Annotated in this window: 8 protein-coding genes; 7 read left to right on the plus strand and 1 reads right to left on the minus strand. The window is 65.9% G+C overall.

What is annotated here, in order from left to right; translation table 11 throughout:
• Window positions 1-146: 146 nt before the first annotated feature.
• The 7 genes from QHF84_RS07950 to QHF84_RS07980 all read left to right on the plus strand — a co-directional run bounded on the left by QHF84_RS07950 (window position 147) and on the right by QHF84_RS07980 (window position 11,402).
• Window positions 147-1,217, plus strand: coding sequence for an FtsK/SpoIIIE domain-containing protein (locus QHF84_RS07950; RefSeq protein ID WP_281312591.1), 1,071 nt, complete (start codon window positions 147-149; stop codon window positions 1,215-1,217).
• Between the two features lie 197 nt (window positions 1,218-1,414).
• Window positions 1,415-5,395, plus strand: a complete 3,981-nt coding sequence (locus tag QHF84_RS07955) for a DUF2169 domain-containing protein (protein WP_281312789.1) — start codon at window positions 1,415-1,417, stop codon at window positions 5,393-5,395.
• Entirely contained in the window at window positions 5,392-7,308 is a 1,917-nt protein-coding gene (locus tag QHF84_RS07960; RefSeq protein ID WP_281312592.1) for a pentapeptide repeat-containing protein, read from the plus strand. The genes QHF84_RS07955 and QHF84_RS07960 overlap by 4 nt, the downstream gene beginning before the upstream one ends.
• Window positions 7,309-7,314: 6 nt before the next feature.
• Window positions 7,315-7,998: a DUF3540 domain-containing protein gene (locus QHF84_RS07965; RefSeq protein WP_281312593.1), complete on the plus strand. Its 684-nt coding sequence runs from the start codon at window positions 7,315-7,317 to the stop codon at window positions 7,996-7,998.
• A 16-nt stretch (window positions 7,999-8,014) separates the two neighbouring features.
• Window positions 8,015-8,419, plus strand: coding sequence for a DUF4150 domain-containing protein (locus tag QHF84_RS07970; RefSeq protein ID WP_281312594.1), 405 nt, complete (start codon window positions 8,015-8,017; stop codon window positions 8,417-8,419).
• A gap of 22 nt (window positions 8,420-8,441) precedes the next feature.
• The gene (tssI, locus tag QHF84_RS07975) at window positions 8,442-9,932 is read left to right on the plus strand and encodes a type VI secretion system tip protein TssI/VgrG (protein ID WP_281312595.1); all 1,491 of its coding nucleotides are present in this window, start codon (window positions 8,442-8,444) and stop codon (window positions 9,930-9,932) included.
• Between the two features lie 6 nt (window positions 9,933-9,938).
• Window positions 9,939-11,402 carry a hypothetical protein gene (locus tag QHF84_RS07980; protein WP_281312596.1) on the plus strand — a complete coding sequence of 488 codons (1,464 nt, stop codon included), beginning with the start codon at window positions 9,939-9,941 and terminating at the stop codon, window positions 11,400-11,402.
• 88 nt (window positions 11,403-11,490) lie between these two features.
• On the opposite strand, the gene QHF84_RS07985 is transcribed toward QHF84_RS07980, so the two are convergent.
• A complete protein-coding gene (locus tag QHF84_RS07985) occupies window positions 11,491-14,241 on the minus strand; it encodes a DNRLRE domain-containing protein (RefSeq protein WP_281312597.1) in 2,751 nt (916 codons plus the stop codon).
• Window positions 14,242-14,548 lie beyond the last annotated feature (307 nt).

Consider the following 14,548-nt stretch of genomic DNA (forward strand, 5'->3'; position numbering starts at 1 on the left):
CGCCAGCGACCTCGCGCCGGGATCTCTGCCCGGCGTGCCCTGTACGATTGGCGTGTGTCGAGACATACCGCGGCGCGCTCGAATCTCGTGATCAGCCGCCTGCCGGTGCAGCTCGCCCCATACCCGATCCGGCTGGACGTCTCACGTTGTCCCCTCCGCGCGAGCCCATGGGGGCTTTGCTGGATGACGACACCGAGGGAATGGCGGAGGTCGAGGCCCTCGCCGCGCAGATCGTGGCGCAGCTCAAACGACAAGGCGTGATCGCGAGCCTTGGTCGAAGGACGGTTGGGCCACGGCTCCTGCGCATCGAGGTGACGAGCCCGCGACAACGCGTCGCTCAGCTCGACCGCGCAGCAGAGGACGTGGAGCACCACCTCGCTGGGTACAACGTGCGGTTCGAGCGGGACGAGGCGCGGCGATACTGCACGGCGCCGCGGAAGGTACCGCGCAAGGTCGACCTCGAAACGCTGCTCGCGCGTAAAGCGGCGTTCTTGCGGGAGCGGCCGGGGCGCTTCGTGCTCGGGGAAGGGCTCGATGGCGAGGTGATCGCCGGGGATCTCGCCGACGGGAGCTCATGCCATCTGCTCGTAGCCGGTCAGACGGGCAGCGGCAAATCGGTTCTCTTGCGTGCCCTCGTCGTCGGGCTTTGCCATTTCCATCCCCCCGCGGCCATACGGTTCACGCTGGTGGATCCCAAGCGCGTGACGTTCGGAGGGCTCGCCGCGGGGATCGGCGCGCACCTGGCAGGGCCGATCGTATATGATGTGGAGGCGATCCTCGCGGAGCTCGAAGCGCTCGTGGCCGAGATGGAGGAGCGGTACACGCTCTTCGAGCACCGGAAGGTGCAAAGCATCGACGACTACAATGACATCGCGCCTGCGCCGCTGCCGCGGCGGGTGGTCGTGGTGGACGAATTTCAGGATCTGATTGCGTCGAAGTCGACGCGGCAGCCATTCCTGGATGCAGTGAAGCGACTCGGGTCGATGGCTCGCGCGGCCGGGTTCCACCTCATCCTGGCGACGCAGCGGCCCGACCGCACGACGGTGCCCGGAGAGATCAAAGCGAACCTGGGCGGGCGGGTCGCGCTGCGCGTGCAGGAGGTCGTCAATTCGAGGATCATCCTGGACCAGGGAGGAGCGGAGGGGCTTCTGGGGAAGGGTGACTTCTACGCCGACCTCGGGCACGGGCTCGTACGGGGGCAAGCGCCATTGGCGTGAGGCGCTTGGCCTCACCTGCTCGGCTGGCAACGCGTGAAGCACTCCGTCCTGTGCTGGCGCACGCAGCGGCACGTTTCGCACAAAAGATGACAAAGGCATCGGCGTGCTGGTAACGGCCTGTCATCGTGACCACCGATCAACGTCCTTGGCCTGTGCACCTCGTTGGCGCTGGGAAGGTACCGGTCTCCACGGGGGCGGTGCTCTGGCGCTCGCAGGGAGCGACCGACGCGCGTCTCACGGTCGTCGTCAAGGCTACCTTCGCCTTGGTTCGCGAAGGCGTCGTCACGGCTCGAGCGCCCGACGCGCTCGTCCTCCACGACGTACATCACGCGGGCGATCCGCGCTTCAGCCTCGCCGCCGCGAGTGACCTCGCACCTTATCGCGCAGGGGCCGAGGTGCTCGTCGTCGGTCACGCCTACGCACCGCCTGGAAAGCCCGCCACCTCTGCGGGAGCGCGCGTCGTGCTCCACCGCGACGGCCAGGTCCTCGTCCAGAAGACGATCGACATTCACGGCGACCGCCGCGTCGATCGCTCCGGCCGCATGGAAGAGCCCGTGCCCTTCCAGCGAATGCCGCTCGTTTACGAGCGTGCCCTCCTGGATCCCGAGGCCAACCCCGTCGGTCTCCATCCCGCGCACGGCCACGCCCCCAATCTCGTCGATCCACGCGACCCGGCGCGCGTTGCGTGCTTTGGCCCCATCGCGCCAACGTGGCCTTGCCGCTCGAAATTGCTGCGTGGCCTCGCCCCCCGCAATGCCTCGGGTGTTCGCCTCGAGCTTCCTCCTCATTTCGGTTTCGAATACTTTTACACGGCCCCTCCGGATCAGCGCACCTCCTTTTTGCGCGGTGACGAGACCATTCAGCTCGGCGGCATGCACCCGGCATTGCCCGTCCTCCGGACGTGTCTCCCTGGTATCCGAGCTCGCGCCTGCATCTATCGAGGCGCATCCACCGGGCAACCTCTCGATCTCTTTGCGGACACGCTGATCATCGACACGGATCGGCAAGTCTGCTCCCTCGTCTTCCGGTCGAACGTCGCCGTCACGGACGCCGAACTCCCGACCATCGTCGTGGCGGCAGGGCTCGAGCCGTACGGCGAGCCCCTCGAGTTTCCCGAGCGGCTCCCCACGGTGACCACGACGCACGACGTCGACGACGCGGATTTCGCGGAGACCCGCACCCTCGTTCGCAGCGCGCCCAGCACGAAATCACCACCCGAGGCAGCGCCGGGACCGCTCCCAGAGGACGACGAAGAACGCTTCGCCGGTACCATCATGCTCGGTCAGGGCGGCAGCGCCAAGGGCCCCGCGTTGCCCTTCCATTCGAATCCACGTGTCGCTCCGACGAGCCCACCCCAAAAGCCGCCACCTCCCGCGCCGCCGCAGCGCTCCGCATCCACGGACGAGGAATTCGCTGAAACGAAGGACCTCACTGCGCTGGCAAACGTCGCGAAGGGCGCGAGTTTGCCCTTCAAAGGCGTAGCAGCTTTGCCAAACCCTGTCGTGGAGACGCCGGCCAAGCCGCCGCTCGTCCCGCGGCCGTCTGCGGCACCGCTGCCGCGGCAGGCGGAGCCGGGAGACGAAGAACGTTTCGCGGGCACGTACATACTGCCTCGAGGCGGCCCTCCCGCACCGAAAGAGCCAGCGCTGCCTTTCGTCCCTGGGAGCGGCGCTGCGGCGCTTCCTCCTGCGCTCCCGCGCGCGCCACGCATCGTGATCGAAGATGACGAGGAGCGATGGAGCGGCACCCTCGACCTCACGGAGGAGGCACAACAATCACGCGGTCCTGTATTGCCGTTCATCACTGCGCCTCCGCCGCCGCCGCCGCCGGACGCGCCTCCACCGCCGCCGGAAATCCCGCGCCGATCCGGGGACACGATTCCCACGTTTGGCGAGGCTCGTCTCGCCGTCGCCACGTCTCCCTGGCAGGTGCGTCCACCGCGCGACTCGATCACGGTGATGGTCAAAGCGACCTGCGCCATCGTGCCGGGGAGCGCAGCGGTGCTCCTCTCCGAACCGGACTTCCCCACGGGAGACCTCCATCAGGACGACGATCCGCAGAAGGGCTTGCTCTACGCGTCCGATATCTCGATTTTCAAGCCCAAGGCCGACGTCACGCTCGCTGGCCGCGCGTACGCTCCTTCCGGTAAGGGGACCGCGTGCGAAGTCTCGTTCCGCTTCGGGCGAGGGAAAAACGCATTCGCGCGCCGCCTCGCAGTGTTCGGTGACCGATACTGGGAGAAAAGCGTCGTCACGCTGGCCCCTACGGCGCCGCGCAGCTTCGACTCCATTCCCCTCGGTTGGGAGCGCGCTTATGGAGGCCCTGGAATGGAGGACAATCCGCTCGGCGTGGGACATGGCGCAGCGGAAGGGCCGGACGGGATCGCTCGGCTCCCCAATTTCGAGGACCCCGAGCGCTTGATCAAGGGCCCTTCGGATAGACCTCGACCTGCCGGTCTGGGGCCGATCCCGGCGCTCTGGAAGCAACGCTGGTCGAAGCTCGGCACCTACGACGCACGCTGGCTCGAACGGCGATGGCCCTACTTCCCGGAAGACTTCGACTGGACGTACTTCCAGGCAGCTCCCGCGGGCCAGCAACTCGACCACCTCGCCGGGGACGAGCCATTCGACATTCGCGGGATGCGCAAAGATCACCCGCGCCTCGAGGGCACCCTGCCCGCGATGCGCGCGCGTTGCTTTTATCAACGCACCGAGGAGGCGGGTGGTCAGTTCGGCGAGGTGAGGCTCGTGCTCGATACCGTCCACTTCGACGTCGAAGCAATGAAGATCCAGCTCGTGTGGCGGGGACTGCTCGAGGTCGAGGACGACGACGCGCCCGAGATCGCCGCGCTCTTCGCCTTCGCCGAGCCGCTCGCCGAACCGAGCATTTCGCTGGGCGACGCACGGGAGGCTTTTTTGCGAGCGCTGCGGGCCGAGGACGAAGATGGCGCAGAGGAGCAGCCCGAGGGCGAGCCCGAGGTCATCGAGTTCCCGTCCGCGCCCGAGCACGATCCGGAAGAGGCTGCCGCGCAAGCCAAGCTCGCGGCCCTGCTCGCCGAGGCCGAGCAACGCACGGCCAAGATCACGCAGGAGATGCGAGCCGCAGGTATTGGCGAGGTCGAGCCTCCACGGGCTCCCCCACCCGATCCTGCGCGTGTCCTGGAGACATTGCGGCAGGCAGGCGTAGCCGAGGAGCAGATCGCCGAGATGGCCGCGCTCCTCGCCCCCGAGCCCGCGAATGACCAGGCTACACCTGAGACCACGCTCCGCGCCCGCGTGATCGCCATGCTCGACACGGATGAGCTCCTCGATGGAATGGAGCTCGGAGGCGCGGATCTCTCCGGCCTCGATTTCTCGAATCGATCCTTGATCGGCGCCGACCTGCGCGGCGCGATTCTTCGCGGCTGCCGGTTCGTCGCGGCCGATCTCACCGAGGCCTTGCTCTCCGGCTCGGATCTCGCGGGCGCCTGTCTCGACGGCGCCGAGCTTCAGGCTGCCGACCTGACGGAGGCGTGCCTCGAGGACGCGACCCTGAAAGGGGCGAAGGTCGAGGGCGCCGACCTGTCGAATGCCCGCGGCGCGCGGGCTCGTCTCGACGGCATTCGCGGAGAAGGAGCCATCTTCGCAGGGGGAACCTGGGAAGGAGCAAGGTTCGATGGGGCCCTGCTCCCCAAGGCCGACTTCACCGGGGCGTCGATATCGAACGCCGTGTTCAATGGCGCCGATCTCTCCGACGTGACGCTCTACGACGCGCGCGGCGCCTCGGTCCTGTTCGAGGAGGCGCGCATGAACGACGCGCGCGGCGATGGCGCCGAGCTATCGCGCGCGAAATTCCGCAAGGCGATGGCCGCGGGCTCGTCGTGGGAGAACGCGAAGCTCGACGAGTCGTCCTTCATCGGCGCGAGCCTCGTGTCTTCGAATTTCCTCCGTGCGTCGTGTCGGCGCGGGAGTTTTTCGGGCGCCGACATGAAGGAGGCGAACTTGCGCCGCGCCAAGCTGGAAAAGACGACGTTCCTCGGTGCGAACCTCATGGAAGCGAGCCTCGAACGCGCGGATCTCTCCGGCGCCGATCTCCGCAAATGCAACCTCCACGGCGCCGAGACGTGGAAGGCAAAGCTCGACGGGGCCGATCTCGACTTTGCCATCGTGACGCAGACCAAGCTCGGGAGGCGCGCATGATCCGAACACGCGAAGCATTCGAGGCGCGTGCCGCTTCCGGCGGCTCGTTCGCGGGCGAGGTGATCGAAGGCGTTTGCCTCGATGGGTTCTCCGGAGAGAACCTCGATTTCAGCCGCGCCGAGTTTCGCGCCGCGAGCGCGCGTGGTGCCAGATTCGAGCGGTGCATTTTCACGGGCGCGAGGCTCGTTCACGTGGACTTCTCGGGTGCTCTGCTGCGCGGAGCGAATGCATCGGGGCTCGTGGCGACGACGCCGGAAGGCGGAATTCCCAATGTGCTCGAGGGTATCAACCTCTCCGGTGCGGTGCTCTCGCAAGCGAGCTTTGCCGCGGCAAACTGCGAAGGGGCGGACTTCTCCGGCGCCGTCTTGACCGGCGCGACCTTCGAGGGCGCGAGTGCGGCGGGAGCGAACCTATCGGGCGCGCTGCTCAATGGCGCGAAGCTCGCGGGCATGAACCTCGGAGGGGCGAACCTCGACGGCGCAGTGCTTGCGGGGGTCGATCTGAGCCACGCTGACCTTCGGAATGCGTCCCTCTCGGACGTGGACCTGAGCGAGACAATCCTGGGCGGCGCGAGCTTCCTTGGCGCGCGTTTGCCCAGGGCGACGATTCCCACGCTCGACTTCCGCGCCCACGGGCCGCCCGCGGATCTCACGGGGACAAACGCTCCGGGCGTGCGGCTCGATGGCCTCGATCTGCGGAGCACCGTGCTCGTGGGCACGAACCTCGAAGGCGCGTGTCTGGAGAATGCGTGGCTCGAAGGGGCAAACCTCGAAGGCGCTCGGCTCTCGGGTGCTTCAATGGCAAACATCCGGCTGGGAAAAGCCAACCTGACTCGGGCTTGCCTCGACCGCGCCGATCTCTCGCGAGGCGATCTGCGTGGAGCCATTCTCTCGGGCGCAGACCTCGCGGACGCCAGGCTCGCAGGCGCGAACCTCGACGGGGCCCGTCTCGACGGCGTGTCGTGGCAGGGAACGGATCTGTCAGGCGCCTCGTTCGGATCGACGCCGCTCGCCGGTGGCCATTTCGCAGGGGCGCGGTTCGGCTCGGCCAAACTCGACGGACTCGACATGTCGAGATGTGATCTGCGCGGCGCCTCGCTGGCCGGAGCTTCTCTCGTTGGGGCGAACCTCGAGGGGTCGGACCTCGGAGAAGCCGATCTGGGCGGGTGTGACTTGCGGCGGGCCAAGCTCGCCGAGGCCTTGCTCGAGCGGACGCGGCTCGACGGCGCGGTCCTCGCGTCCGTCGATTTGACGCAGGCCGTGGTGGACGGGTGCTCGCTCGACGGCGCCGACCTCACGGGAGCGCGCATCGAGGGCGCGGTGCTCACAGGCGTCGATCTCACGCGCGCGCGGGTCCAAGGGGCGCATATCGTGCGCACGTTGCTTGACGCGTCGCGGTGTGACGGCGTCGATTTTCGCGGATGCGTCCTCTCGGATTCCACGTTCGAGGGAGCTTCCCTGGAGGGAGCCAATCTCACGTCGGTCGTCATGACGAATGCTGGGTTCGCCGGGGCGAATTTACGTCGCGCGAAGATGATACGAATCGACGCGAAGGGAGCCAACCTGCGCGGCGCGACCCTCGACGAGGCGGACCTGCGCGAGGCGATGCTGGAGGACGCGTGTATCGAGGAGGCGACGATGCGCAAAGCAAAGCTCGACGGCGCCCGGCTCGCGGAAGCGCGGTTCGTCCGGGCGGATCTGCGCGGCGCGACGTTTCGGGGCGCAAAGATGAGGTTCTGTGATCTGTCGCATGCGCGAGCCGAGCTTTGCGATTTCTCGGACGCGGATCTGGAGAGTTCGAAGATGCACCGAACGGCGCGAGACGGGGCGATCCTGCGAGGTGCGAGCACGGCGCGGAGCGAAGGAACGGACGCGGAGCGGGCGCGGGCCGAGGATTTCAAGGCAGGTGCGTGAGGAGCCATGAGCACGACGAACGAGAGCACGGCAGAGGTTTGGCGCGACAGTGACGACGAGGCGGAGGCCGTGCCTTCGGGCGTGGTCACGCGAAAGTTATTGCGATCATCGGACGGCGCATTCGTGGAGCAACGCGGCGACGCGCTCGAGCTGCGCGATGTCGAGGGGCGGCTCCTCGTGCGGTACGAGAATGGAACGGCCGAGATCGCGGCGCCCGCGGGGGATCTTGTTTTCTCGGCGCCTGCCGGGCGCGTGGTGATGCGCGCGGGGACGGACGTGACCATCGAGGCGGCGCGGGATCTCACGCAACGAGCGACGCGCCTCGTGGAGACGTCTTCCGGGGGCACGATGTGGTCTGTCACGCCAAACGGCGCGAGGCTACGCGCGGATCGGGCGGAGCTCGAGGCGAAGACCAGCCATTTCGTGACGGGCGCGGCGACGGTGGTGGCGCAACACCTCGTGACGACGGCGCAGCGGATCGCGACGAGCGCAGAGAAGTACGAGCTCTCGGCGACGAAGCTCGTGGAGACGACGCGGGACGCATTCCGCGAGGTCGCGGATCTGGCGGAGACGAAGATTGGGAGGGCGCGCACGCTCGTGCGCGGCGCATTTTTGCTGCGGGCGAAGCGGACGCAGCTCGTCTCGAAGGAAGAGACGAAGGTGGACGGCAAGAAGGTGCTGCTCGGCTGAGCGAGGAGAGCGAACGATGCACATCCCCGGATCCAGCAAAAAAGGGGGACAAACCTTTGCGTTCCCCGACGCCTGCAAGACGCCGCCGGCGCCCGGCGTGCCCGTCCCGTATCCGAATTTCGGCAGCGTGTCGAGCACGGACAAGACGATCAACGTCGTCCTCATCGAAAACAAGGAAACGGTGGTCCTCTCGTCGAAGATCCCGAACTCGAGCGGCGACGAGTCGGGCGTGCTCAAGGGGCTCGTATCGAATACGCAGAAGAGCTCGGTCAAGTTCAAGACGGGGAGCCCCAAGGTGTATGCGAAAGGGAAGAAGGTGGTGCACCACCTGTCGACCACCTCGCAGAATGGATCGAACTCGAACGCGCCGGTGGGCAGCCAGGTGAAGCCTTCGCAGACGAAGGTGCTCGTGGCGATGTGACCTCGAGGAAGGATGACTCCAGATGACGGAAGACAAACGACTCGAAGGCGTCGAGCTTTCGTTCGTATCCGGGGGGCTCGACGATCGTACGGTCGAGCTGCACGGTGTATGGGGAAAGGAACGGCTCTCACGGCTTTTCGAGTTCGAGCTGCTGCTCGCGAGCCCCGAGGGGCCTCTCACGGACGACGAGCTGGACTCTCTTTTGCGCACGCCTTGTGCCATCTCGATGGGGCCCAAGGACGGAGACGTGGTGCACGGGATCCTCGAGCGAATCGAGATGCTCGACGCTGCGCGTGGCGTCGCGGCACGTTACATCGCCAGGATGGTGCCGTCCGTGTGGCTCTTGACGCTGGGGGCCAGCAACCGGGTCTTCCAGGACGTGAATGTGCCGGAGCTCGTCGAGGCGGTGCTCGTCGAGTATGGCCTGACGAAGGGCGAGGACTTCGACATCCTCGTGAGCGGCAAGAGCCCGAAGCGGGAGTACATCGTTCAGTACGAGGAGAGTGACTGGGACTTCGTGCAGCGATGGCTCGAGCACGAAGGGTTCTTCTACTGGTTCGAGCACGGCGAGGAGGGGGAGAAGCTCATCATCGCCGATGCGAACGAAGACGCGACGCCCATCGAGGATCCCAGGAAGCTGAGCTACCGCGAGCGGAACAACCTGTCGACGGGTGGGCTTCCAACGATATGGGATTGGGGGCTCGTGCAGCGCCGGATCCCGGCGCGTATGGCCGTGGTAGATTACAATTACCGCACGCCGGCGGTCACGCTCGCCGCCAAGGTGGACATCGACACGAACCGGGGCTTCGGGAGCGTGTTCTCGTACGGCGAGCATTTCAAGACCGTGGCTGAGGGGAAGGCAATCGCGAAGCTACGCGCGGAGCGGATCCTGGCGGAGCGGCGGACGTATTCTGCGCGCACGGATTGTGCACGGTTTCGCGTGGGGCACACCTTCGAGCTTCTCGATCATCATGACGACGCGAACGACGGAAAGTACCTCGTGACGTCGATCGAGCATCGCGTCGGCTATCCCGTGCGCGCGAACGAGGAGGAACAGCCGAAGGCGAAGACGCGCTACGTGGCGCATTTCGAGGCGATTCCGCTCGACGTGCCATTCCGGCCGGAACGGGTGACGCCCTGGCCCAGCATTCACGGGGTGCTGCACGCGCACATCGCCGCGGATACGGAGGGCGAGACGGCCCAGATCGATGATCAGGGGCGCTACAGGGTGCGGCTCCCGTTCGATGCGAGCGGGCGCCGGGGAACCAAGGCGTCTCGATGGATCCGGATGGCGCAGCCGTACAGCGGATCCGGATACGGGACGCATTTCCCGCTGCACAAGGGGGCGGAGGTGTTGATCGCACACGTGGATGGAGATCCGGATCGGCCGATCATCATGGGCTCGGTGCCGAACCCGCACACGTTGAGCCCGTCCACGTCGAGCAACGCCACGCAATCGGTGATCCAAACCCATTCGGGGATCCGGGTCGAGATGGAAGATCGACAGGGGTGATTCCAGATGCCGCCTCGAATCAAGAACAAGATCATCAAGCTGACGGATCCGGAGCTGACCGGGAACATCGAGACGGATCTGTCGGGGGATGCCCCTGCGACGCCGACGAGCGGGCCGAATCGGTACACGATTTACGTGCCGAGCGACAATGCGACGTTGAGCCTGGGGGAGGCGTGCGACGCTGATAAGCGGATCAACGAGAAGGGGATCACGGGTCGTACGGATACGCATGTCCATTTCCACGTGACGCAGACGTCGCCGACGATCGTGTCGCTGGGCGGGCCGGTGACGGCGATGACGAAGAACGAATGCGTCATCGCGAGCCTCGATCCGAAGGTGCCCAAGGAATCGCAAGGGTATTCGATGGTGACGGACGCGAATGCGTGGCACGACGCGTACGGCCAGCATTACCTCACCTCGCGGACCGCAGACATCATCATGCGAGCGGCAGGGCACGAGTCACAGTATGCACTCGTACAGTCCGATTGCGGTCACGTGGAGATCGGCGCTGGTCAGGACGTCATCATGGGCGCCGGGCGCGACGTCTTCATCCGGGCGCACAGTTCCATGGAAGGCCACATTGAAACGATGGGGTATGATGCTCCTGTCGCCGGAACGATCAAACAGGAATCCGAGGAATCGTTCCTGGCAAACTGTGTGGAAGCGTTCGACTGGATGCAGACGGCGTACGGGGCTCTCCTGTCCGGTTACAAGAACGTGTACAAGGAGCCCATCTGGCACACACCGGGATGGAAGATCAACGCAGCCAAGGAGGCGGGCACCTTGATCGCGGATCTCGGGAAGCTTGCCCTCGACAAGCTCCGCGCGCAACCGGATGCAAGCGTAGGCAAGGTCGGCGTCTCTGCCGAGACGTACGTGACCGTATCGGCCGGGGTTGCCGCGTCGATATACGGCGGTCAAGGCGTGACGATGAAGTCGCCGATTACTGTCGATCTCGTCGGTGGGACGACGGGCATGAAGGCACTCGCGTATGCAACGGTCTGGGGCGGACTTCAGAGCGCAGTGAAATCGGCGATCGAAGTCGTTGTCGAGTCCGAGTGGGGCCCGGCCCGTCTCAGCGGGATGCGTGACGTCACGATTTCATCCGAGTCCAAGGGGGTCAAGGTCGGAGCGAAGACGAACATCCAGCTCGCCGGTGAAGAGCAAGCCACGCTTCACGGCGGAAAGCGACTCTACTGTGGCAGCGGAGGCAGCACGGGATACGGGCTCCATGCCAACGCGGACAAACTTCACCTCGGCCGATTTACCCAGAGCGCCAACTTCAGCAGTCCCGGGCCCGACGACAACAAGAAGCTATTTTTCGACTCCAGCAGGGTGGGGATCCTTCACGGCAAGAGCTCCATTCAGCTCTACACCACCATCATAAAGATCGACGCCAAGGCGCAGCTCGTGTTGCGCTCGAACAACCATGATGTTCAGGTGAAAGGCAAGAAGATCCGGCTTGGCTGACGATCCGTCACGCACCTCGACGACGCAGTGACCCCTCCCAGCAGGAGCATCAAGCCAAGCTCCGGCTCGATGCTCCTGCCCCCCCAGCTCACAGCGCCATCACCTCCGCCGCCGTGAGCGCTCGATTGAAGAGCTTTACCACATCGAGCGCGCCCTGGAAGTTACCGGGCCACCCCGGAGCATCCGAGCGCTGCCCGAACGTCAATGGGATGTTGTTCGAGATGTCCCCCGGCCGGACGAGCGGGTTGTGCGTGCTCATCAGGACCTTGTCCCGATAAACCTTGATGCCGTCCGGTTGATCGCGATCGACCGTCACGACCACGTGATGCCACTGGTTGTCGGCGACGTTCACGCCCGTGTAGTAATTCGTCCATCCCCCGTCCGAGAGCTGGAAGATCAAGTTGTTGCTGAGCGAGCTGATCACGAATCCACGCACCGGCCCGGAGGTCTCGACACGCTTGTCCAGGATCACGCCGCCCGCCGTGGTGCGGATGTAAAAGCTCAGCGAGAAATCGCCGGTTCCAAAGTTCAGTCCCGCGGCGCTGGGGACGCTCACCCAGTCGTTGATCCCGTCGAAGGAGAGCGCCGTGCCGAAGACGCCCGGCACGGGCGTGGGACCGTTCATCCAGGCTCCATTGAAGCCGCCAAGCTCGTCCACGCTCGCAGGGCCCGTGCTCTCGTCGAAGGGCCAGCACGCGACCTTCCCGGGTACACCGTCCGCGCACGCGCAGCTCGGGGTGCCGTCGCAGTTTTCGTCGACAGCGGCGGTCGAGCAATCCTCCGTCGTCGGCACGATCTGCCCCACGCACGGCCCATACCCGAGCCCATCCGCGGCGCAGGTGCGCGTGCCGCCCTGACAAACACCTACGCCAAGCGTCCCCGCGGGGCCCGTGTAGCAGAAGATCGTCTGTCCCGGCGTGCAGGGGCAATCATCGCCTTCCTCGTTGACGAGGCCATCACAATCGTCATCGATGGGCGTCCCGCATCGCTCGGGCATGGGTGTCACCTCACCCGCGCAATTCATCCAGCCGGTGCCCGTCCAATCGCATGTCCTCGTTCCCGCGCTGCAAGCGCCGACGCCCTCGGTGCCGAGAGGGCCGGTGTACGCGCATGCCGTCGATTGAACGTCGCCGAGGCAGATGTTCGAGAAGGGCACGAACGTCGTGTCGAGGACGACGCAGCCGGCGCCGTTCCCAGCGCAATCGCTGGGCGGCCCGGATCCCGTCACCGTGACGGTCGTGAAGGGGCTCGCCGGGTTGCCGACGTAGATGTTCGCCGTGCCGCCGAGCATGATGTCGACGCACGCGTAGCCGCTGCCGTCCGTGACCTGCGGGGTCGACGCACCCGAGTAGCTCACGCCGTAGGCCTGCACGGGAACACCTTCGATTCCCATGCCGCTGTCGTCTTGCACCGGCACGATGAAGCAGTTCTTTTCGGTCCACGGCCTGTCCGCATTCCACCACGTGAAATGCTCCACCTCCGCCTTCCAGGCCGTTTTTCCCACCTCTGTGAGCGATGATTGGAACACCCCCACGCCGTCCTCGCGCCAGATCCCGTCGTCGAGGTCGAGCCACCATGCGGGCATGGTATCTCCGAGCGTCACCCTCGATGCGAGCGCGGGGGAGAGCACGATTTCCAGCATCGCCTTCTTGTCCGGGGCAAGCTGCAAGGGCAAACCATTCTGCCAGATCGTCACCTCCGCCATCCCGAAGCTCTCGAGCGAGACCAGGTCGCCCGATCCGGTCAACGCCTCGAGCGGCCCCGGCAGGGTCGAGAGGCCAGCGGAGGGGTCGAGGGGCACGATCGTCGCGGTCACGGTACCCGAAACGGGCTCGCCATTTCGATCCACGAGCGCGTTCGAGGGGATGGTGACGTGCACGTTGCCCACGTCGAGCGCCGCGCCGATCGCAGCGTCGAAGGGAATCGGCGGGGGGAGCGGGTGCAGACGCACCTCGATACCACCATGCGTCCCCTGGGGGACATCCACGGCCACGGCGGCAGGCGCATACCCCAGACGCTCGACGCGCGCCGAGAATCGCCCGGCCGCGAGGTTGTCGAGGAGGAGGTACCCGACGCCGTTCGTGGGAATGGGCGAGGACGCGCCGGCGGGCTTCACGGTCGCCGAAGGAATCGGCGTGCCGCTGACATCCATGACCCGCAGGAACACGCTCGTCCCCTGGGGTACGCTGGGGTCCGTGTCCGGCGTCGTGTAGCAGACTTCGAGCCTGGGACGGAACGCGTGATTGCCGTGCTCGCTCGCGCGGAGCTGGGTCGTGCCCGGGGCATCCTGGTCGATCAGGAGCCCGTCATTGGGGAGCTGATGGCTGATCCACTTCTGCGCAATCGCTCCGACGTCGAAGGAGATGGGGCCGTCGTATTTGACGCCGCCGTTCGGCGTCGAAGCCAAGATGGTCGGATCGAAGGCACCTGCAAAGTTGTTCCATGTCACCTTGGCCTCATCCCAGGCGGCATTCGCGCGGTGGAGGCGCAACGTGGCGCCGCCGTCGTTGGCTTGCCACAACGTGAGGGTAGCGGATTCGACCGTGGCATAGGGCGGAATGGCGCTCGTATCTGCACGTAGCAACGTGTACCGCCGCGTGGCCCCCGTGGTGCCGGTGCGGTTGTTCTTGTCCGAGCCCGCGTTTTTGTTTGGCTGGTTCGACGAGATCGAGGCATCGACGAGGTCGCCCGAGGCACCTCGCTGGAGGAGGACGCAGGTGGAGAGGGCGCTCGTCGTGGCGGCGATGCGCTCTTCGGGCTCCTCGGTCGACCCCGAGCTGCATGCTGCGAGGCCGAGCAAAGGCGTGACAAGGGTGGCGCGGCGGAGGACGGTGCTCATGAGAAAACTCCTTCGTGAAGCGGTACGGCGCGGAGGTACCATCAACGCCGAGCTCCCTGTGTCAACTTTCTGGGAATCGACGTCGTCGTGGGGAGAAATGCGCAGAGTTTTGTAGCGCGGGGGCAACGCAAGTATCCTGACTTCTGCCTGCTGGCTGAACCGAACGAATTTTTCGCCTGCCGCCCGACGCGCGCAGCCATCCACAGGAAGGGTCTCGACATGCTACGGACCGGACGATTTCCCTGCGTCCATATCATAGATTCACGCACCCGCCTCGCCGCTGCTCTGCTCGCGGCCACGGTCGTAT

It is taken from the genome of Polyangium sp. y55x31, assembly GCF_029946505.1.
Taxonomy (GTDB): domain Bacteria; phylum Myxococcota_A; class Polyangia; order Polyangiales; family Polyangiaceae; genus Polyangium.

What these genes read in the sequence shown, in the direction of transcription:
- QHF84_RS07985 (WP_281312597.1), bottom strand. Translation starts at nt 14,241, where the DNA reads ATGAGCACCGTCCTCCGCCGCGCCACCCTTGTCACGCCTTTGCTCGGC.
- tssI (WP_281312595.1), top strand. Translation starts at nt 8,442, where the DNA reads ATGACGGAAGACAAACGACTCGAAGGCGTCGAGCTTTCGTTCGTATCC.
- QHF84_RS07960 (WP_281312592.1), top strand. Translation starts at nt 5,392, where the DNA reads ATGATCCGAACACGCGAAGCATTCGAGGCGCGTGCCGCTTCCGGCGGC.
- QHF84_RS07980 (WP_281312596.1), top strand. Translation starts at nt 9,939, where the DNA reads ATGCCGCCTCGAATCAAGAACAAGATCATCAAGCTGACGGATCCGGAG.
- QHF84_RS07965 (WP_281312593.1), top strand. Translation starts at nt 7,315, where the DNA reads ATGAGCACGACGAACGAGAGCACGGCAGAGGTTTGGCGCGACAGTGAC.
- QHF84_RS07970 (WP_281312594.1), top strand. Translation starts at nt 8,015, where the DNA reads ATGCACATCCCCGGATCCAGCAAAAAAGGGGGACAAACCTTTGCGTTC.